We start from the raw sequence: 20,498 nt of genomic DNA on the forward strand, positions 1-20,498 counted from the left end.
GATCCCTCATCGAGATGGCGGTGCGCCCACCGGCAGAATCCCGAGGCCGGCGAGATGCACGTCGATGAACTGGTCGACCTGCTGGCGCAGCATCTGGGGCGGCACGGCCACCATGCGCTCCTCGAGACCGAGCGAGATGATGCCGTGCACGGCGGAGAACAGCGTGCGCGACAGCAGCGCGATCTTCACGTCATCCGCATCCGGCAGCAGCCGCACCAGGGGTGCATGCATCAACGCGAAGGCGTCCATGACCATCTGCAGGATGTCGTCGGGATAGGGGCGGTCATCCTCCATCCGGTGCTCGAACAGCGAGCGCAGCAGGTTGGCGTGCCCGGCAAAGAAGTCGAGATAGGTCGCGGCAAGTCCGTAGAGCTGGCGCACGGGGTCATCGGCGGGAACGCCGCGAAGCCGGGCCGTGAGGGCCTGAACCGTCTCCCGATTGACGGTCAGAATCACGCCGTCGAAGTCGCCGAACTCGTTATAGACGCTGCCGACGGAACAGCCGGCGGCCTCCGCGACGTCCCGAACCTTTAATGATCTCAATCCCTTAGTGGCGATAATGCCGCGCGCGATCTCCAGGATCTGGAGCCGCCGTCGACTTTTTTTCCGGTCTCGCGGCGATTTTTCTTGAACATTGTTCATTTTCAAGCTACTCATGTGAACATTGTTCAATTTAACCTGGAGACCTGCAAAATGCAAACCCTCGCTGTTGATATCGCCACGACTTTCGTCGATGACGCCGCCGCTCTCGTGACCGGCTTTGGCCGAGCCCTGCTGCGGTTCGCCACGGCGCCGATCAATCGCATCGCCAACGCCTGCGACGTCGCCGGCGTGCTCGCCGAACGTCGGGCCGCCTTCCGGATGTGGCGCGCCAGCCGCGACTGTGCACGCTCCGAAGGACGCAGGTTTAGCGTTCTCGGCCGCTTCTCGCCCTTTCGCCACCTCTCCCATCTCACCTGAGGCGAATGCAGTCGCGCCCCTCAAGTTCGGCCCGAATCCCGGACCTGGTTGCAACGAAGGACTCACCATGACCGGACATTCGCGGTCGATCTCGCTTACCTTCGTGAAGCGGTTCAGGTTTTCTCATCGCCTGGACCCGGGTCAGCGCGGCTCGTCCGTCGGTGGTGGCGCGGCCACGACCAGATAGTTGCGAACCTAACGAGACCATTTGGAGACCAACAGGATCGGAAGGACGGACGGGACAGAGCAGGCAGGCAACTTCGTCCCCTGCACTCGTCGGCCCGATACGCTTCCGGTCGTGACACCTCACCGGTAACAACCTCAGGCTGCCTTTCCAAGACAGGACTAGTCATGATCAGGGAATTGATGTCGTCACGCCGCTTTGCGCCGCTGTTCTGGGCGCAATTCTTCTCGGCGCTCAATGACAACGTGCTCAAGAACGCACTCGTCATCATTCTGCTTTACAGCGCCGCAACCGGCCACGGCGATGCGCTGGTGACGGTGGCGGGCGCCGTCTTCATCTTCCCCTATTTCATCCTGTCCGGGCTCGGCGGCCAACTCGCCGACAAATACGTCAAATCCGTCGTCGCAAGGCGGCTCAAATTCGTCGAGATCTTCGCAGCCTGTTTTGCCGCCGCCGGCTTCTTCCTGCATTCGGTGCCGCTGCTGTTCGCAGCGCTGGCGCTGTTCGGCACCATCGCCGCGCTGTTCGGTCCCGTGAAATACGCCATGCTGCCGGACCAGCTCGAGCTCGGCGAGCTCGCAACCGGTAACGCGCTGGTCGAAGGCGCGACCTTCATGGCTATCCTGCTCGGCACCGTCGCCGGCGGCCAGTTCGTGGCCGGCTCCGCGCATATGGGCTGGGTCGCCTCCGCCGTGGTCGCGCTGGCGCTGCTGTCCTGGGCGATCGCCGCTCGCATTCCGCAGACGACGCCCTCCGCGCCCGACCTCCCCGTCGATGCCAACCCCTGGACCTCGACGGTCAGCCTGCTCAGGACCTTGCACGCCGACCATCGTTTGTGGGACGGCACCGTGATCGTGTCCTGGTTCTGGCTGGTCGGCGCCATCGTGCTGTCGCTGCTGCCCGCGCTGATCAAGGATGTCGTCGGCGGCACCGAAGGCGTGGTGACGCTGTGTCTTGCCATCTTCGCGATCGGCATCGCCATCGGCTCGCTGTTTGCCGCAAGCCTCAGCCACGTCCGCCCGAACCTGGCGCTGGTGCCGATCGGGGCCATCATCATGGGCTTCGCCGGTCTCGATCTAGCCTGGGCCATCGGCGTCACCGCCAAGGGGCAGGACATCACCGCGCTCGGCTTTGCGACCTCGTTCGCCGGCCTGCGCATGCTGGCCGACTTCGTCGCCTTCGCATTCGGCGGCGGCCTGTTCGTCGTTCCCTCCTTCGCCGCGGTCCAGGCCTGGTCGCAACCTTCCGAACGCGCCCGCATCATCGCCGCCGGCAACGTGCTGCAGGCTGCCTTCATGGTGGTCGGCTCGCTGTTCGTCGCGCTGCTGCAGGCGGCCGGCCTCCATATCGGCTGGATCTTCTTCGGCCTCGGGCTCGCCAGCTTCGGCGCGGTCTGGTTCGTGCTGACCAAGTGGGGCAAGGAAGGCGTGCGCGATGCTGGCGGCCTCTTGTTCCGCGCGCTATTCCGCACGGAGGTGCGCGGGCTGGAAAACCTGCCGCCTCCGGGCACGCGCATGCTGATCGCGCCCAACCACGTCAGCCTGGTCGACGGCCCGCTGCTGCACGCCGTGCTGCCGATCGACGCCAGCTTCGCGGTCGACACCGGCATCGCCAAGGCGTGGTGGGCCAAGCCGTTCCTGCGCGTCGTCAAGCACTACACCATGGATCCGACCAAGCCGCTGGCTGCGCGCGACCTGATCAAGCTCGTTGCCGCGGGCGAGCCCGTGGTGATCTTCCCGGAAGGACGCATTACCGTCTCCGGATCGCTGATGAAGGTCTATGACGGCACCGCGATGATCGCGGACAAGGCCGACGCCGTGGTCGTGCCGGTTCGCATCGAAGGCGCGCAGCGTTCATATCTCAGCTATCTCACCTCTAGCCAGATCAAGCGGTCGTGGTTTCCGCGCGTGACGGTCACCATCCTGCCGCCGGTCAAGCTCCCGGTCGATGAAGCGCTCAAAGGCAAGGCGCGCCGCAATGCCGCCGGCGCCGCGCTCCAGGACGTGATGATCGACGCCCTGGTCAAGAACGCCATGCTCGATCACTCGCTGTTCGAGGCGCTCGGACACGCCTATCGCGATCGCGATACCGGCAAGGTCATCATCGAGGATGCTCTCGGCTCCAAGCTGACCTATCGCAAGCTGATCCTCGGCGCGCAGGTCCTGAGCCGCAAGCTGGAGAACGGCACCAGCGTCGGCGAGAATGTCGGCGTGCTGCTGCCGAATTCGGCCGGCGTCGCCGTTGTCTTCATGGCGCTGCAAAACAGCGGCCGGGTGCCGGCGATGCTCAACTTTTCGGCCGGCCCGGTCAACGTGCTCGCCGCCATGAAGGCCGCGCAGGTCAGGACCGTGCTGACGTCGAAGGCCTTCATCGAGAAGGGCAAGCTCGACAAGCTGATGACCGCGATCTCCGCAGAGGCGCGCGTCGTTTATCTCGAGGACGTTCGCGCCTCGATCGGCGCGGCCGACAAGATCAAGGGCCTGCTCGCCGGCACCAAGCCCCGCGTCGCCCGCCAGGCCAACGATCCCGCCGTGGTGCTGTTCACCTCGGGCTCGGAAGGCACGCCGAAGGGCGTGGTGCTGTCCCACCGCAACATCCTCGCCAACGCGGCGCAGGCGCTCGCGCGGGTCGATGCCAACGCCAACGACAAGGTGTTCAACGTGCTGCCGGTGTTCCACTCGTTCGGGCTCACCGGCGGAATGATGATGCCGATGCTGGCCGGCATTCCGATCTACATGTACCCTTCGCCGCTGCACTACCGCATCGTGCCCGAGCTGATCTATCAGACCGGCGCCACCATCCTGTTCGGCACCGACACGTTCCTCACCGGCTACGCCCGCTCGGCGCACGCTTACGACTTTCGCACCCTGCGCCTCGTGATCGCCGGCGCCGAAGCGGTCAAGGACCGCACGCGCCAGGTGTTCATGGAGCGCTACGGCATCCGCATCCTCGAAGGCTACGGCGTCACCGAGACGGCGCCGGTGCTCGCGATGAACACGCCGATGGCCAACCGTCCCGGCACCGTCGGCCGCCTCTCGCCGCTGATGGAATGCCGCCTCGATCCGGTCCCCGGCATCGAGGAAGGCGGCCGCCTCTCGGTGCGCGGCCCGAACGTGATGCTCGGCTATCTCAGGGCCGAAAATCCCGGCGTGCTCGAAAAGCTGCCCGAGGGCTGGCACGACACCGGCGACATCGTTTCGATCGACGCCGCCGGCTTCATCACCATCAAGGGCCGCGCCAAGCGCTTTGCCAAGATCGCGGGCGAGATGGTCTCGCTGTCCGCGGTCGAATCCATCGCAGCGGCGCTGTGGCCGCAGGCCGCGTCGGTCGCGGTGTCGATCCCCGATCCGCGCAAGGGCGAGCGCATCGTGCTGCTGACCACGGAGAAGACCGCCGAGCGCAGCGCGATGCAGGCCCAGGCCAAGGCGATCGGCGCCTCCGAGCTGACCGTGCCCGCGGCGATCATGGTGGTCGACAAGGTGCCGCTGCTCGGCACCGGCAAGACCGACTACGTCACCGCGACGACGATGGCCCGCGAGCAGGCCTCGGCGCCGGAGCGCGAGGTGGCGTAGCCGCGGCTCGTCCGCCTCTCCCGCTTGCGGGAGAGGCCGACGCGCTCGCAGAGCGCGGCGGGTGAGGGCTCTCGCCGCGCAGGGGCGTCCTCAATTATTCTCAATAATCCCTGCGCGGAGACACCCTCTCCCCCGCAAGCGGGGGAAGGAGCGCACTTTCATCGTTGAGCCGACCCCGCCTCATCCGTCACGCCGGTCACGCCGCCGTCCGCCGTTCCTGCGCATAGCGCACCAGGGCCGCGAAGCGATAGATGCCGTGCACGAACTTGCCGTAGGGCATGGTGATGAACAGCGCGAACACCGCGCCGAGATGCAGCGCGAGCAGCGGCCCCATCGCGGCGGTCTCCCGCAGGACGAGCAGCAACATGCCCGTGAGGCCGGTCAGGAACAGCATGGCGATGAAGCCGACATCCATGCCGTAGCTGAGCTCGTCGAGCAGCGCCGGATCGCGCCGCATCTTGGCCGCGAACAGACCGATCGGCCCGACGATGAGGCCGATGCCGCCCAGCGTGCCGAGCACGACGGGCAGGTCCCACCACGGATACGGCGCCTCGCGGCCGAGCAGATAATGATACAGCGTCGCCACCGACGTCGCGGCGAAGCACAGGATGAAGCCGTAGAACGTCAGGTGGTGATACAGCCTGCGCCGGTCGGTCGGCTTGTCGTCCTCGTTGTAGCAGCCGACGCCGCCGCCATGGAGATAGCGCAGCTCGCCGGCATCGCGGATCGCCTGGAAGATCGAGCCGCCATCGGCGCGGCCGTCAATGGGCGGGCCGATGTCGCGCCAGAAGGCGCGCACGCTCATGACAAGCGCGAGAACGGCATAGAGAAAGGCAGCGCCGAACAGGGCGACCATCGCGTTGTGCGGCATCAGCTTGTAGAAGGCGCCGGGACCGGTGTGCACGCCGAACAGCACGCTGCGATCGTTGAGGGCGGCAAAGCCAAGGATGAACGCCGCCATGCTGAGCGCAGCGATGACGCTGATGATGAGACCGTTGCGCGCGAAGGCACCGGACAGCGCCTGAGGCCAGGCATAGGCCGCATAGGATTCCGCGCGCGCGACCGCCAGCGTCTTGGGGACATTGACGTTGAATTCGTGCGGCGGCGAGAACTGGCAGTCGACATAGCAGGCGCCGCAGGAATGGCAGAGATTGGCGAGATAGTTGAGGTCGCCGTCGGAGAAGGCGCGGCGCATCTCCATCGCCGGAAACACCGCGCACAGGCCCTCGCAATAGCGGCAGGAATTGCAGACCGTCATCAGGCGGTCGGCTTCGTCGAGAATTCTAGTTCCGTGCATGTTTCGCCGCTTCCCGTCCCGCGATCCGTCCAAACACGCTGCCGATGGTCATGCCCATGCCGGCGGCGTAACCCTTGCCGAGCACGTTGCCGGCCATGATCTCGCCGGCCGCGAACATGTTGCCTGACGGCTTGCCGCCCTTCATCAGCATCCGCGCCTCCTTGTTCACGCGCGTGCCGAGATAGGTGAAAGTGATGCCGGGCCGCACCGGATAGGCGAGAAAAGGCGGCGTCTCGATCTTGCGCGCCCAATGCGTCTTGGGCGGCGTGATGCCCTCGGTCACGCAATCGTCCAGAATGGTGTGGTCGAACGTTCCTGGCCGCACCGCGGCGTTGAACTCGGTCACGGTCTTCTCCAGCGCGGCCGGATCGAGCTCGAGCTTGCCGGCGAGCTCGGCCACCGTCTGGCCGGCGATCGGCGGGAACAACGTCGGCATGAAGCTGGTGACGACGGTGGAATCGAAGATGATGTAGGCGATCTGGTCGGGCTGCGCCGCCACCAGCCGGCCCCAGATCGCGTAGCGCTTCGGCCAGATGTCCTCGCCTTCGTCGTAAAAGCGCTGCGCGTGCTTGTTGACGACGATGCCGAACACGACAGAATCGTGCCGCGTGATGATGCCGCCGTCGAATTTCGGCGCGCGGGCATCGATCGCGACCGCATGGCACTGGGTGGGATCGCCGACCTCCTGCACGCCCTTGTCGAGCAGCATCTTCAGGATCGCGCCGCGATTATAGGGCGTGCCGCGGATCAGGAAATTGTCGGCGGCCTCGCCCCAATATTGCTTCAACCATTCGATGTTGGCCTCGAACCCGCCGGCCGCGGCGACCAGGGAGGTGGCGCGGATCTCGGTCTCGCCTCTGACCGGCCGCTTCAGCCGTGCGGCGAGAAACATGCCGTCCTCGATCACGAGGTCGGTGACCTCGGCATCGTATTCGACGTCGACGCCGAGCCGCTCGGCGGTCAGATACAGCGCGTTCAGCATCGCCCGGCCGCCGCCGAGAAAGAACGAATTGGTGCGGCCGAGGCTCAGCGTGCCGCCGAGCGAGGGCTGCCAGCGCACGCCCTGCTCCACGATCCAGTCCAGGATGTCCTTGGACTCGCGGATCATGTGGCGCGCCAGCGCCTCGTCGGTCTGCCCGCCGGTGACGCGCAGCAGGTCCTCCCAGAATTCTTCCTCGGTGTAGGGACCGGTCAGGATCTCGGTGGCGGCGTCATGGGCGCAGCGCATGTTGCGGGTGTGACGGGTATTGCCGCCGCGATAGAATTTTGGCGCCCCCTCCAGCACCAGCACCGACGCGCCGCCGCGCCGCGCCGCGATCGCCGCGCACAGCGCCGCATTGCCGCCGCCGATCACCAGCACGTCGTATCTGCTGCTCATGCGGTCCGCCCGACGGCACGCGAGATTGGAGAAATTCCGTCCGTCAGTGGCATGCTCGACCTTCCAGCGTTGCGCATTTTGTCGACAATTAGCGCCTCGCCCTGCGCGCGGGACGCGCGTCTTCAGACGAGGCCGATAAAGCACTGTCGAGCAGCTCGGTCGGGCCACCCAGCGCGCGCGTCAGGCGGGCGGCGGCTTTCAGCAACAACGACGTCATCGCCTTGATATTGTCCCGCGTGAAGCGCGGCTTCGGCCCCGAGAGCGACAGGGCGCCGACGCATTTGCCACCGGGGCCGAACACCGGGCACGCAAGCCCGGCGCAATCGGGATCGCGCTCGCCAAAAGACAAGGCGACGCAGCTCTCGCGGATCGTGTCATAGCCGTCGCCTTTTTCACCGTCGAAGGCCAGGATGACCCGTCCGGCCGCACCGCGGTCCAGCGGCAGCAGCATGCCGGCCTCGACCCGGTCGAGCGTCGAATGCTGGGAGTCGACGCGGAAGACGCAGAGCCGGCGCTTGGCATCATGACGCACGTGATAGGAAGGGCTTTCGGTGCCGTCCGCCACGAGCTGGCGCAGGATCGGCATCACGCGATCATACAGGTTGTTGCCGCGCTGATAGATCGCGCCGAGCCGGAAGGGCGTCGGCCCGAGATGGTAGCGGCCGTCGGCGAGCTGCAGGAGATAGCCGAACTCCTGTAACGAGGCCATCAGCCGCAAGAGCGTGCTCTTGTACATGCCGGTCCGCCGGGCGAGCTCGGCCAGCGTCATCGGCTCCGGCGCTTCCTCGAAGGCTGCAAGGATGGTCAGGGCGCGGTCGACGGCGGCGACACCGGGCATGCAGGCTCCTAGTCAGGGAATCCAGAGGGATCGATGAGCTTGGCGATGACGGGAAAGTACGCATCGCCCATGCCCTTGTCGATCGTCTCCTGGAAGATCGTGCGCATCAGCGCCGCGCCGCGCAGGCTCAGCCCGGCCTGTGCGCCCAGCTCCAGCGCATACGAGAGATCCTTCATCGCATATTCGGTCGAGAAGGCCCGCAGCGGAAATTCCTCGGCGACGATCGCCTTCATGCCGTGATTGCGCAGGGCAAAGCTGTCCGCGGACCCCTTGGACAGCGTTTCAAGCAGCAGCTTCGGCTCGACGCCGTTGTGCTTGGCGATCGCGACGGCTTCCGCCAGCGCATTGACCGTTTCAAACAGCACCATGTTGTTCAGGATCTTCGTGACCTGCCCGGCCCCGGTGCCGCCGCAGAGGGTGACGTCCGTGGCGAAATGGCGAATCAGCGGCTCGACCCGGCCAAACTGCTCGGGCGTGGCGCCGACCATGACGCTGAGCGTGCCGTCCTGCGCGGCCTGACGTGTGCGCGCGATCGGCGCGTCGATCCAGAGCGCGCCTTTGTCAGCCAGCTGCTGGGCGAATGATCGCGTCTGGCCGACATCGGAGGTGCCGAGATCGATCACGGTCTGGCCGCTTCTGATGGTCGGCAAGATGCCTTTGAAGACCGACACCACATGTTTGGCGCTGGGCAGGCACAGGAAGATCGTCTCGGCGCCGGCGACGACATCCCCGACCGACTTCGCCGCCATCGCTCCATCGGCCGAGATCCGCGCCAACGGCTCTGCGGCGAGGTCGAACGCCAACACCGGCCGGCCGCTCTTGCGCAACAGGTTGCGGCAGATCGGCTCGCCCATGACGCCGAGACCGATGAACCCAATCGAACCAGACATTCCATACTCTCCTCGAAATCCTGCGGCCGGGCGGATGGCGGCCCGCCCGGCCTCCGCGCTTACTTCACCAGCGGGCAGCCGCCTTCGCTCATCGGCCGGAACACCTCTTCGCCCGGCTTGGAGCTGACGACCCGGTAATAGTCGTACTTGTACTTGGATTCTTCCGGCTTCTTCACCTGGACCAGATGCATGGTGTGCAGCACGCGCCCGTCGGGGCGGATCGCGACATCCTTGTTGTACATATCATTGACTTTCAACTCGTGCATCTTGGCGGCAACGGCCGTCGCGTCCGTGGTGCCGGCCGCTTTCACGGCGGCAAGGTAGTGGTGAACACCGCTATAGACCCCGGCCTGCACCATGCTCGCGACCTTGCCATCCATCAGGGCGGCATAGCGCTTCGACCATGCCCGGGTTTGCTCGTTGAGATCCCAATAGAACGAGGTCGTCACCTGCAAACCCTGGGTGACCTTCAGGCCGAGCGAGTTCACGTCCGTGATGAAAACGAGCAGGCCAGCGAGCTTCTGGCCACCCTCGACGATGCCGAATTCACCGGCCTGCTTGATCGCGGTCTGCACGTCGGCACCCGACGTCGCCAGGCCCACCACGTCGGCCTTGGAGCCCTGCGCCTGCAGCAGGAACGACGCGAAGTCGGCGGTGCCTAGCGGATGCGCGGCCGAGCCGATCACCTTGCCGCCCGCCGCCTCGATGAACTTGGTCGCGTCGCGCTGAAGCGCGTGACCGAACGCGTAGTCGGCCGTCACGAAGTACCAGGTCTTGCCGCCGGCCCGCGTGATCGCGTCGCTGGTGAGCTTCGAGAGCGCATAGGTGTCGTAGTTGAAATGGAAGCTGACCGGCGAACAGGCCTTGCCGGTGAAGTCGGATGAACCTGGACCGGAAATGACGAAAATCTTGTTCTTCTGTTTGGCGACTTCGAGGATGGCAAACCCGGCCGAGGAGGCCGCGCCGTCCGCGATCATGTCGACGCCTTCATTGTCGAACCATTTGCGCGCGGTGGCCGATGCGATATCCGGCTTGTTCTGGTGGTCGGCCGAAACGATCTCGATCTTCTTGCCGAGCAGCTCGTTGCCGAAATCCTCTGCGGCGAGCTTTGCGGCAGCGACCGAACCCCGCCCGCCATTGTCGGCGAACACACCCGACTGGTCATTGAGCACGCCGATCCTGATCACATTGTCGGCTGCAAGCGCCGTGCTCGCTTGTGCAGCCAAAATCGCCGCCATCATCCAACGCAACTTCATAACATACGCTCCCTTTTAACTATTCTGCTTATCGAGGATGTCTTGCAGCACAGGCGCGATGTAGCGCCGGAACTGTTCCGGGTTCTCACTCATCGGAAAATGGCCGAGCCGCTCCATCACGGTTGCCTTGGCACCGGGAATGCCGGCGGCGGTGCGCAGCGTGTCTTCCGGCGTGCAGGAGAAGTCGTATTCGCCGGTGAGGAGATAAAGCGGGCACTGGTTGACGTTGATGTCAGAGGTGCGCCCGCGCAGATCGCCGTCAACGCGATAGAAGTAAAGATCGCCCTTGAAGATGCCGGGGCCGCCCTGCTTGTAGCCCCACAGCGTTTCGTTGCGCGAGGCTTCTGGACCGTTGGGCGCGATCAGCCCGGACACCAGCGCGGCGCAGACCTCCCCGCCATGAACATCGGGCCGGTTCAGCCAAGCCGTGTCGTACCAGGGCTGCTGGAAGTCCGCGGCCTCGAGCCCGATCAGCGCGCGAAACTCGCGCGCGTGCTCGATGGCGAGATTGAGCACGATACGGCCGCCGATCGAACAGCCCATCACCACCGGGAGCTCGAGCTTCAGCGCGTTGCAGAACGCGCGGATGGTCGCGGTGTAGCTTGCGGTGGTCAGTCGGTATTCGGTGCCATATTGGCTGTCGGGCGGATTGGACTTGCCGTGCCAGGGCATGTCGAAGGCGACGATGCGGAAATGTCTGGTGAGCTCGGGATCGGTCAGCAAATGCCGCCATTGCCGCGCGTCAGAACCGGCGGTGTGGAGGCAGACCAAGGGAATGCCGCTGCCGTTCTCCTCGAAATAGATCCGGCTGGTCTCTCCGTTGATTTCGACGTGCACGTAGCGCCCGACGATCGGCTCGATGAAGCCGTTCATGACGCCCCTCCAAAACCGTTCTGTCGGGGCAGCGCCAAGAGATCCTTGAAGTACTGAAGATGCGTCATGAAAGGATGCAGATCCCCTTCAAGGGTTGCCTGTCCGCGCTTGCTCAGCGCGAGCAGGTCATGCCAGCCGGCCGGTGGCATCTGCTGCCAATGGGCGGCAAGGGCAGCCGGCGTCGCACGATAGGCGAACCGCCAGGAGCGCATCAGGACAGGTGCCGGCGTCATGTCCACGATCTGCCCGGCGCGGATGGCAACGTGAAAGGGCTGGGTGCTCGGGCCGAGCAGGCAGTCGACGTCGAGCCAGCGTCCACGGACGATCAGAGCAGCATCGCGCGCCAGCAAGTCCGGGATCATCGCGAAGGCGGCGGTGACGGCATCGGGCGCGAACCGCCCCGGTGGATCGGTGTCGGGAAATAGATTGGATTGCATCGCCTCACCCCCCTTGTTCTGTTGTTCAGAACGCTATTCTATTCTGTCCAGATCTATACAGGGCCTCCGCCCGAACTCAAGTGGGTATGATGCTCAAGGAGCCGATGCCGTCGCGGGGGGCTTCAACAGGAGGGCACTTGTGCCAGGAGTTGGCGGCTCGGGATCAGGCCTCGAAAACGCGCGCGAGCAGCCAATAGCTGCCAAGCAGGCAGATGACCGCGGACAGCGCGTAAACCAACGCCGGCGCCCTCACTGGTTCGAACCGATCTTCAACACTGGGTCGGTCGGCCAGACGGAGGATCGGCAATGCGATCGCGACGATCGCGACCTGTCCGATCTCGACGCCGATGTTGAAAGCTGCCAGCGCGGGCAGGACTGCGTTCGGTGGCAGCCCGATCTCGCGAAGCACGCCGGCGAAGCCGAAGCCGTGGATCAAGCCGAACAGGAAGGCCACGCGCCAGCGCCTGTCGACGTCGCGCGAGAAGAAGTTCTCCACGGCGACGAAGACGATCGAGGCCGCGATTGCGGGCTCCACGATGCGGCTCGGGATGACGAGGACATCCAGCGCGGCCAGCGACAAGGTGATCGAATGGGCGATCGTGAAGGCAGTCACGATCTTGACGACGGGAACGAGCCGTCTCGCCCACAGCACCACGGCGACCAGAAATGCGACGTGATCGTAGCCGAGGAAGATGTGTTCGATGCCGGTGAACAGATAGCGCTGCAGGGTCGACGATAGCGACGGCGGCGCTGTTGAAAGCGTGATTGTCGTATTGCCGGCGTCGAGCAAGGCCTGTGCCTCCGACCGGCCCTGCGCAATCAGTACGATTTGACGCGCAGTCGGATCCTTCTCGGTCAGCACCGTCGAGCGATAGACGATGTCGCCGGCGGCATCAGCGCAGGCAAACCCGTTGCGATAGAGAATGCCGTCGCCGTCGGCCAGGATCGCCGCATCTCGGGCCACACAGGGCTTGGCGCCGCCCGTGACAGCCAGGTGCGTGCTTATATAGGCGAGGATGGCGGACCTGGCTGCTTCGACCGCGGCGGGATCGACCGCGTCCCGTCTCGCATCATAGATCCTCGTGCCGATCAGGCGATCGACATCGCTGCCCTTCAATCCAAGCTCGACGCTTACCGTGCGATCGGCGTCCAGCGCCACGCGTGCCGTGACGAGATTGACCTGATGCGCCTCAGCCGGAAGACCGATGCCGAGCAGCACCGCGAGCCACGGCAGAAGCAGCCGCCTCATGACCCCGCTCCATGCTGCTCACGCCAGTACATCCGCAACGACCGCCTTAAGGACATCCCGCACGTCGGCTGGTTTCAATCGCACCTGCAAGCCGCGCTGGCCGCCATTGAGATAGACCATCTCCTGCGCGAGCGCACTCTGCTCGACCACCGTACGCACCGCCTTGCGCTGGCCGAACGGGCTGATGCCGCCGACCTTGTAGCCGGTGACGCGCTCCGCCTCGGGCGGTTTCATCATCTGCGCCGACTTCCCGCTTGCCGCAGCGGCAAGCTTCTTCATCGAGACTTCCCGGTCCGACGGCACGACCACGCAGACCGGCTTGCCGTCGACCAGCGCCATCAGCGTCTTGAGCACGCGCGCGGGGTCCTCACCGAGCGCGGCGGCCGCCTGCAGCCCGATGCTCTCGGCGTCAGGATCGTAGTCGTAGGCGTGGACGGTGAAGGCAACACCGGCCGCCGTCAGCGCGCGCGTGGCTGGGGTGACTTTGGACATGCGCGTATCTCTGCGCCGTCATTGCGAGGAGCGCAAGCGACGAAACAACCCAGAATCCTACCACGGTGACAGTCTGGATTGCTTCGCTTCGCTCGCAATGACGGCGTGGGCACGTATGCGAACCACACCCTCGGTGTCATCGCCCGGCTCCGACCGGGCGATCCAGTATTCCAGAGGCCTGCATTGCAGAGCTCGCTCTCACCACACGGGCCGCGGCGTACTGGATGCCCCGGTCAAGCCGGGGCATGACAGCGCCTTCTGTGGCAGGCCGCGTTCGCGGGGACGACAGCGGAGCTTGGAGACGCTGTGTCGCCAAGCTCCGCGAGGAGGAGTTCTCCCCTACTCCGCCGCGTCCCGCAGCTCCACCCGCTCGGCCCTGGCCGCGCAGAATTTGAACTCCGGGATCTTGCCGAACGGGTCGAGCGCGGGGTTGGTGAGCAGGTTCGCGGCTGCTTCCGCGTAGCAGAACGGCATGAACACCATGTTCTCCGGCACGTCGCGGTCGGAGCGGACCTTGACCTCGACTGCGCCGCGGCGGGTCTCCAGGCGGATGAAATCGCCGGGCGCGAGCTGCTTTCTGCGCATGTCCTTTGGCGACATGAAGGCGACCGCCTCGGGCTCGATCTGGTCGAGCACCTGGGCGCGGCGGGTCATCGAGCCGGTGTGCCAATGCTCCAGCACGCGGCCGGTCGAGAGCACCATCGGATATTCGTCGTCCGGAATCTCGTCCGGCGGGATGACCTTGGCCGGCACGATCTTGCCGCGGCCGCTCGCGGTCGGAAAGCCCGTGGTGAAGATGATCTCGTTGCCGGGCTTGTCCGGCGCGTCGACCGGATAGGTCACCGCGCCTTCGCGCACCAGCCGCTCCCAGGTGATGTTCTTCAGCGACGGCATCAGCTGCGCCATCTCGGTGAAGACGTCGCCGGGGCCGGAATAATTCCACGGCAGGCCCATGCGCTTGCCGATCTCCTGGATGATCCAGAGATCCTGCCGCGCATCGCCGGGCGGCTTGATCACCTGGCGCGCGAGCTGCACGCGGCGATCGGTGTTGGTGAACGAGCCGTCCTTCTCCGCAAAGGCCGAGGCCGGCAGGATCACGTCGGCGTGGAACGCGGTCTCGGTGACGAAGAGATCCTGCACCACGAGATGATCGAGCATGGCGAGCGCGTGGCGCGCGTGCTGCAGATCGGGATCCGACATCGCGGGGTTCTCGCCCTCGATATACATGCCCTTGATCTCGCCGGCATGGATCGCGTTCATGATCTCGACCACGGTCAGGCCGCGGACGGGATCGAGATCCTGTTGCCAGAGCTTTTCGAAGCTGCTGCGCAGATCGTCGCGGCTCACCGGCTGATAATCCGGCAGGAACATCGGGATCAGGCCGGCGTCGGAGGCGCCCTGCACGTTGTTCTGGCCGCGCAGCGGATGCAGGCCGGTGCCGGGACGGCCGACCTGGCCGGTGATCAGCGCCAGCGCGATCAGGCAGCGCGCATTGTCGGTGCCGTGGACGTGCTGGCTGATGCCCATGCCCCAGAAGATGATCGACGACTTCGCTCGCGCATAGGTGCGCGCCACTTCGCGCAGCGTCTGCGCCGGGATGCCGCAGATCGGCTCCATCTTCTCCGGCGTGAACTCCTTGATCTTCTCCTTGAGGTCCTCGAAACCTTCGGTGTAGCCGGCGATGTACTGGTCGTCGGTGAGGCCTTCGGTGATGATCGTGTTGATCATCGCGTTCAGCATGGCGACGTCGGAGCCCGGCTTGAACTGCAGATGCTTGGTCGCGTGACGCGACAACGTCTGCCTGCGCGGGTCCATCACGAACAGTTTTGCGCCGTTCTGCTTCACCGCGTTCTTGATGAAGGTCGCGGCGACCGGATGGTTCACGGTCGGGTTGGCGCCGATCACGATGATGACTTCGGCGTCCATCGCCGCGGCGAACGGCGCCGACACCGCGCCCGAGCTCAGGCCTTCGAACAGCGCCGCGACCGACGAGGCGTGGCACAGTCGGGTGCAATGATCGACATTGTTGGAGCCGAAGCCGGTGCGCACCAGCTTCTGGAACAGATAGGCCTCTTCGTTCGAGCCCTTGGCCGAGCCGAAGCCCGCCAGCGCCTTCACACCCTTCTCGTCGCGGATCTTGACCAGGCCCTTGGCGGCGATGTCGAGCGCTTCGTCCCAGCTCGCCTCGCGGAAATGGGTGAAAGGGTTGGCCGGATCGACCTGATCGTTGGCATCCTTCTTCGCATTCGGCAGTCGCACCAGCGGCTTGGTCAGGCGATGCGGATGGTGGATGTAGTCGAAGCCGAAACGGCCCTTGACGCAGAGACGATTGTGATTGGCGGGGCCGTCGCGGCCTTCCGCATAGATCACCTTCTCGTCCTTGACCTCGTAGGTGACCTGGCAGCCGACGCCGCAGAACGGACACAGCGAGTCCACCTTCTTGTCGGCGTAGGTGACGCGGGTCTGCTTCTCGTCCAGCATCACGGCGGGCATCAAGGCGCCGGTCGGGCAGGCCTGCACGCATTCGCCGCAGGCGACGCAGGTGGACTCGCCCATGGGATCGTCGAAGTCGAACACGATTTTCGAGCCGTGACTACGATAAGCCATGCCGATGACGTCGTTGACCTGAACCTCGCGGCAGGCGCGCACGCACAGACCGCACTGGATGCAGGCATCGAGATTGACGCGCATCGCCGGATGGCTGGCGTCGGTCGCCCAGCGCTCGGCCGCGGGAAAGCGGCTCTCGGTCACGCCCGTGGTCTCGGCCCAGTGCCAGAATTTTGAATCCGGATCGTGGCTGGTCTCACGCGCCGGCTGGTCGGCGACGAGCAGCTCCATCACCATCTTCTGCGCCGACACCGCCCGCGCGCTCTCGGTCTTCACCTTCATGCCGACCGACGGCGTGCGCTTGCAGGACGCCGCCAGCACACGCTCGCCCTCGATCTCGACCATGCAGGCGCGGCAATTGCCGTCGGGGCGATAGTCGGGCGCCGGCGAATAACACAAATGGGGAATCTCGCGGCCCTGACGCATGGCCACCTGCCAGATGGTCTCGCCGGGTTTAGCCTCGACCTGCTTGCCATCGAGCTCGAACGTAATCTTGGTCATTCGGCCGCTTCCTTGAACTCGTCAGGGAAATATTTGATCACCGAGGACAGCGGATTCGATGCCGCCTGTCCGAGCCCGCAGATCGAGGCGTCGCGCATCGCCTGGCTCAATTCGTCCAGCAACGCCCGGTTCCAAACCGGCTTTTGCATCAGCTGCGCCGCCTTCTGGGTTCCGACGCGGCACGGTGTGCATTGGCCGCAGCTCTCGTCCTCGAAGAATTTCATCAGGTTCAGCGCCGCCGCGCGCACGCTGTCCTTTTGCGACAGGACTACGATCGCGGCAGAGCCGATGAAGCAGCCGTATTTCTCCAGCGTGCCGAAATCGAGCGGGATGTCGTCCATCGATGCCGGCAGAATGCCGCCGGACGCACCGCCTGGGAGATAGGCGTAGAACTGATGGCCGTCGGCCATGCCGCCGCAATATTCGTCGATCAGCTCGCGCACGGTGATGCCGGCTGGCGCGAGCTTCATGCCGGGATTCTTGACCCGCCCCGAGACCGAGAAGCTGCGCAGGCCGTGCCGCTCGTGCCGGCCGTGGCCCTTCCACCAGTCGGCGCCCTTCTCGACGATGTCGCGCACCCACCACAGCGTCTCGATGTTGTTGATCAGCGTCGGCAGGCCGAACAGGCCGACCTGGAACGGGTAAGGCGGCTTGTGCCGGGGCAGGCCGCGCTTGCCTTCGATACTCTCGAGCAGCGAGGATTCCTCGCCGCAAATATAGGCGCCGGCGCCGCGGCGCATATGCAGCGTCGGTCCGCCCGGCGGCAGCTTTGCGATCTCGCGCTCCAGGATCTCGCGCGAGGCCGGATATTCGTCGCGCAGATAGATGTAGACGTCGGAGGCCTGTACCACATGCGCGCCGATCAGCATGCCCTCGATGAATCGGTGCGGGTCGCTTTCGAGGTAATAGCGGTCCTTGAACGTGCCGGGCTCGCCCTCGTCGCCGTTGATCGCCATCAGCCGCGGACCGGGCTCGCCGAGCACGGCGCGCCATTTGCGCCCCGTGGGGAAGCCGGCGCCGCCGAGCCCGCGCAGCGAGGCGTCGTCGAGCGACTTCAACAGGTCGTCGGTCGACAGCTCGCCCGAGCGCAGGCGGCCCAGCAGCTTGTAGCCGCCGCCGGCGACATAGGCATCGTAGCCGACATAGTTGGGCAGATGGGCGTGGGTGTCGCCGCCTTTCGCGGCGGCCATCACCTTCGCCACCGTCGCATGATCGACGAAGTGGTGACCGACCTCCGCAGCAGGCGCGGTATCGCAGCGCCCAACGCAGGGCGCGCGCACGACGCGGATGCCGGGACCTGACGCGCTTTGCAGGTCCTGAAGCAGCTTCTCGCCGCCGAGCATCGCACAGGTCAGGGAGTCGCAGACGCGGATCGTCAGCGGCGCGATGTCAGGCTCGCCCTCCTTCACCACGTCGAAATGTGCATAGAAGGTCGCCGTCTCGAACACTTCGGCGAAGGCGAGCTTCATCTCGTCGGCGAGCGCCGCCAGATGCGCAGCCGAGATCTGGTGATATTTGTCCTGGATCAGGTGCAGATATTCGATCAACAGATCGCGGCGCCGCGGCCGGTCGCCAAGCAGCTGCTCGATCTCGTGCGCGGCGGTCGGATCGACCTGGCGCCCCTTGGGCGTAGCCTTGGCGCGCCGGCGCCCCTCACCGGGATGCTCGAATGGGCGGACCTCATGCACGTCGTGGCTCATCGATTCGTCTCGATCTCGTCTTTAGAACAGGTCCAGTTCTAGCTCTTGGCATGCCAGATGCCAAGAAAATTATCATGCTCGCCGAAGCAGTTAACAGCAGTCCAAAAGCCAGCCTGGATCGCTGCCCGGACAAGGCCTTGCGTTCATCCAACGCGCCAATCGATAGAACGAAGCCTGAATTGGTCCGGAGATCAATAAAGGCTTCCTATGCTGCGATAGCGAAGTCGTATCGAACTTCGCTCCGAGACTACACGTGCCCCTTTACAAGCAATGAGCTGCTGGAGCGCGCTTGGCGCGCTCCAGCACGCGATGAATGTGCGATCAGAAGATCTTGACCGCGCTTTCCAGCGTCTTCCAGACACCCCAGGCCAGCGGCACGCCGACGAAGGCCCAGAACATTGCGGCACGGGCGTCCAGACCGCCCTTGCCGATGCCGAACGAGCCGTGCTGGATCGACGCCGCGCTCTTGGCGCTCGCCGCCTGCAATCTGGCGACCTCCTCCTGGCTCATGTTCCACTTCGGATCGACCGGCTTGATCATGTAATTGCAGATCAGACCGGCGATCAGCATGGCGCACAGGATGTACATGGTCGTGTTGTAGAGCTGATCGCGTGGCACGCCGGCAGCGAGCTGGAACTCGCGGATGTAGTTGACCACCACGGGACCGATGATTCCGGCCGTCGACCAGGCCGTCAGCAGCCGGCCATGGATGGCGCCGACGAACTGGGTTCCGAACATGTCGGCCAGATAGGCCGGCACCGTGGCGAAGCCGCCGCCATACATCGACAGGATGATGCCGAAGCCGAGCACGAACAGCAATTTCGAGCCCATCGCCGCGAAGGTGGGCGCCAGCGCGTAGAGCACGATGCCGAGGATGAAGAACGTGTAGTAGGTGTTCTTGCGTCCCATGAGGTCGGACATCGAGGCCCAGAAGAAGCGGCCGCCGATATTGAACAGCGACAGCAGACCGGCAAATCCGGCGGCGATCGCTGCGATCGCAGCCTTCTGCTCACCCGAAAGCTGGCTGAAGCTCAGCTCCGGATGCCCGATCAGCTTACCGGCGAAGATCTCCTGGAGCATGGGCGAGGCCATGCCGATCACGCCGATGCCGGCCGAGACGTTCAAGCAGAGCACCCACCAGATCAGCCAGAATTGCGGCGTCTTGTGCGCGTTGTTGAGGTGCACATGGTGCTCGGTGATCATCGACTTTTTCTCGCTCGGCGGCGTCCAGCCCTCGGGCTGCCAGCCGGGCGGCGTCACCCGATACGAGAAGGCGCCGATCGTCATGAAGACGAAATAGATCACCCCCATCACGACGAAGGTCTGCCAGACTCCGACGTCGCTCGCGCTCTTGAAGTAATTGATCAGGAGATTGGCGAGCGGCGCGCCGATCATCGCACCACCGCCAAAGCCCATGATGGCCATGCCCGTCGCCATGCCGCGGCGATCGGGGAACCATTTGATCAACGTCGACACCGGCGAGATGTAGCCGAGGCCGAGCCCGATGCCGCCGATGACGCCGGCCCCGAGCCACATGATCCAGAGCTGATGGACATAGATTCCGAAAGCGCCGACCAACAGGCCCCCGCCCCAGCACAGCGCCGCAACGAAGCCGGCCTTGCGCGGGCCGGCACGCTCCAGCCAGCCGCCCCAGATCGCGGCGGAGACGCCGAGCAGCACGAAGAACAGCGTGTACATCCAGCCGAGGCTTGCGACCTTCCAGTCGCAAGTGGTGGTGAACAGCTCCTGCCACAGCGAGATGTCGGCGCAGGCCTTGCTCTGCGAGATGCCGATCGCGCGCGACAGCGGCAGCCAGAACACCGAGAAGCCGTAGGCCATGCCGATGCAGAGATGGATGCACAGCGCGGCCGGCGGCACCAGCCAGCGATTGAAACCGGCCTTCGCGATCGTGCGTTCACGATCGAGCAAGCCGGGAGCACCAACCGGTGCATAGACGGTATCGGCAGTCGTCATCAACATTTCCTCCCAAGCGCGGCCTTTGCGGGCACATCGGTTTAAGACCGGTCGCGTGCGGGGCTTGGCAGCCGCGCATGACCGGTCGGATTTCATGCCGAAGTGGAATCGTCTGGCGCGCATCGCCTCATGTGCGCCGAGCAAGCAACTGGTCGCGGGCGATGTCTCTTCGCTTCGCAAGCAGCGTTGCAGCGACGGCTATGCGCCCTCGTCCCCCCTCAACACCCTGTCTTGAGATGAGCAACGCGCGTGCCAGAAATCACATCGTGATGATTCAACGACTTCCCGCA

General features: G+C 65.0%; 14 protein-coding genes. 1 reads left to right on the forward strand and 13 read right to left on the reverse strand.

What is annotated here, in order from left to right:
- Positions 1 to 6: 6 nt before the first annotated feature.
- On the reverse strand, positions 7 to 642 hold the full coding sequence (locus DCM79_RS00545) for a TetR/AcrR family transcriptional regulator (RefSeq protein WP_257180914.1): 636 nt from the start codon (positions 640 to 642) through the stop codon (positions 7 to 9).
- A 669-nt stretch (positions 643 to 1,311) separates the two neighbouring features.
- Here DCM79_RS00545 and DCM79_RS00550 point away from each other — a divergent pair.
- On the forward strand, positions 1,312 to 4,716 hold the full coding sequence (locus DCM79_RS00550) for an acyl-[ACP]--phospholipid O-acyltransferase (protein WP_257178042.1): 3,405 nt from the start codon (positions 1,312 to 1,314) through the stop codon (positions 4,714 to 4,716).
- Positions 4,717 to 4,912: 196 nt separating this feature from the next.
- Here the strand turns inward: DCM79_RS00550 and tcuB are convergent, their stop codons facing one another.
- The 12 genes from tcuB to DCM79_RS00610 form a co-directional block, all read right to left on the reverse strand.
- Complete coding sequence (tcuB, locus tag DCM79_RS00555; RefSeq protein ID WP_257178043.1) at positions 4,913 to 6,013, reverse strand: tricarballylate utilization 4Fe-4S protein TcuB; 1,101 nt, start codon at positions 6,011 to 6,013, stop codon at positions 4,913 to 4,915.
- On the reverse strand, positions 6,000 to 7,391 hold the full coding sequence (gene tcuA, locus DCM79_RS00560; RefSeq protein WP_257178044.1) for an FAD-dependent tricarballylate dehydrogenase TcuA: 1,392 nt from the start codon (positions 7,389 to 7,391) through the stop codon (positions 6,000 to 6,002). Before tcuA ends, tcuB begins: the two co-directional genes overlap by 14 nt.
- A gap of 88 nt (positions 7,392 to 7,479) precedes the next feature.
- Positions 7,480 to 8,229 carry an IclR family transcriptional regulator gene (locus tag DCM79_RS00565; protein ID WP_257178045.1) on the reverse strand — a complete coding sequence of 250 codons (750 nt, stop codon included), beginning with the start codon at positions 8,227 to 8,229 and terminating at the stop codon, positions 7,480 to 7,482.
- 8 nt (positions 8,230 to 8,237) lie between these two features.
- A complete protein-coding gene (locus DCM79_RS00570; protein WP_257178046.1) occupies positions 8,238 to 9,119 on the reverse strand; it encodes an NAD(P)-dependent oxidoreductase in 882 nt (293 codons plus the stop codon).
- Positions 9,120 to 9,178: 59 nt separating this feature from the next.
- Complete coding sequence (locus DCM79_RS00575) at positions 9,179 to 10,375, reverse strand: ABC transporter substrate-binding protein (protein ID WP_257178047.1); 1,197 nt, start codon at positions 10,373 to 10,375, stop codon at positions 9,179 to 9,181.
- 15 nt (positions 10,376 to 10,390) lie between these two features.
- Positions 10,391 to 11,248, reverse strand: coding sequence for an alpha/beta fold hydrolase (locus DCM79_RS00580; RefSeq protein ID WP_257178048.1), 858 nt, complete (start codon positions 11,246 to 11,248; stop codon positions 10,391 to 10,393).
- Positions 11,245 to 11,685 carry a hypothetical protein gene (locus DCM79_RS00585; RefSeq protein ID WP_257178049.1) on the reverse strand — a complete coding sequence of 147 codons (441 nt, stop codon included), beginning with the start codon at positions 11,683 to 11,685 and terminating at the stop codon, positions 11,245 to 11,247. The genes DCM79_RS00580 and DCM79_RS00585 overlap by 4 nt, the downstream gene beginning before the upstream one ends.
- Before the next feature lie 163 nt (positions 11,686 to 11,848).
- Entirely contained in the window at positions 11,849 to 12,934 is a 1,086-nt protein-coding gene (locus DCM79_RS00590) for a HupE/UreJ family protein (RefSeq protein ID WP_257178050.1), read from the reverse strand.
- Positions 12,935 to 12,952: 18 nt separating this feature from the next.
- A complete protein-coding gene (gene ybaK, locus DCM79_RS00595; RefSeq protein WP_257178051.1) occupies positions 12,953 to 13,426 on the reverse strand; it encodes a Cys-tRNA(Pro) deacylase in 474 nt (157 codons plus the stop codon).
- A gap of 339 nt (positions 13,427 to 13,765) precedes the next feature.
- Positions 13,766 to 16,534: a formate dehydrogenase subunit alpha gene (gene fdhF / locus DCM79_RS00600; RefSeq protein WP_257178052.1), complete on the reverse strand. Its 2,769-nt coding sequence runs from the start codon at positions 16,532 to 16,534 to the stop codon at positions 13,766 to 13,768.
- Positions 16,531 to 18,234, reverse strand: a complete 1,704-nt coding sequence (locus tag DCM79_RS00605) for an NADH-ubiquinone oxidoreductase-F iron-sulfur binding region domain-containing protein (RefSeq protein WP_257178053.1) — start codon at positions 18,232 to 18,234, stop codon at positions 16,531 to 16,533. The genes fdhF and DCM79_RS00605 overlap by 4 nt, the downstream gene beginning before the upstream one ends.
- A 321-nt stretch (positions 18,235 to 18,555) precedes the next feature.
- Entirely contained in the window at positions 18,556 to 20,208 is a 1,653-nt protein-coding gene (locus DCM79_RS00610) for an OFA family MFS transporter (protein ID WP_257178054.1), read from the reverse strand.
- Between the last annotated feature and the right edge of the window lie 290 nt (positions 20,209 to 20,498).

The organism is Bradyrhizobium sp. WBOS07 (assembly GCF_024585165.1).
Taxonomy (GTDB): domain Bacteria; phylum Pseudomonadota; class Alphaproteobacteria; order Rhizobiales; family Xanthobacteraceae; genus Bradyrhizobium; species Bradyrhizobium japonicum_B.

Bases quoted from the DNA above. Each gene is read 5' to 3' on its own strand.
- DCM79_RS00590 (WP_257178050.1), bottom strand. From the start codon at position 12,934: ATGAGGCGGCTGCTTCTGCCGTGGCTCGCGGTGCTGCTCGGCATCGGT.
- DCM79_RS00580 (WP_257178048.1), bottom strand. From the start codon at position 11,248: ATGAACGGCTTCATCGAGCCGATCGTCGGGCGCTACGTGCACGTCGAA.
- DCM79_RS00575 (WP_257178047.1), bottom strand. From the start codon at position 10,375: ATGAAGTTGCGTTGGATGATGGCGGCGATTTTGGCTGCACAAGCGAGC.
- tcuB (WP_257178043.1), bottom strand. From the start codon at position 6,013: ATGCACGGAACTAGAATTCTCGACGAAGCCGACCGCCTGATGACGGTC.
- DCM79_RS00570 (WP_257178046.1), bottom strand. From the start codon at position 9,119: ATGTCTGGTTCGATTGGGTTCATCGGTCTCGGCGTCATGGGCGAGCCG.
- tcuA (WP_257178044.1), bottom strand. From the start codon at position 7,391: ATGAGCAGCAGATACGACGTGCTGGTGATCGGCGGCGGCAATGCGGCG.
- fdhF (WP_257178052.1), bottom strand. From the start codon at position 16,534: ATGACCAAGATTACGTTCGAGCTCGATGGCAAGCAGGTCGAGGCTAAA.
- DCM79_RS00550 (WP_257178042.1), top strand. From the start codon at position 1,312: ATGATCAGGGAATTGATGTCGTCACGCCGCTTTGCGCCGCTGTTCTGG.
- DCM79_RS00545 (WP_257180914.1), bottom strand. From the start codon at position 642: ATGAACAATGTTCAAGAAAAATCGCCGCGAGACCGGAAAAAAAGTCGA.
- ybaK (WP_257178051.1), bottom strand. From the start codon at position 13,426: ATGTCCAAAGTCACCCCAGCCACGCGCGCGCTGACGGCGGCCGGTGTT.
- DCM79_RS00565 (WP_257178045.1), bottom strand. From the start codon at position 8,229: ATGCCCGGTGTCGCCGCCGTCGACCGCGCCCTGACCATCCTTGCAGCC.
- DCM79_RS00585 (WP_257178049.1), bottom strand. From the start codon at position 11,685: ATGCAATCCAATCTATTTCCCGACACCGATCCACCGGGGCGGTTCGCG.
- DCM79_RS00605 (WP_257178053.1), bottom strand. From the start codon at position 18,234: ATGAGCCACGACGTGCATGAGGTCCGCCCATTCGAGCATCCCGGTGAG.
- DCM79_RS00610 (WP_257178054.1), bottom strand. From the start codon at position 20,208: ATGACGACTGCCGATACCGTCTATGCACCGGTTGGTGCTCCCGGCTTG.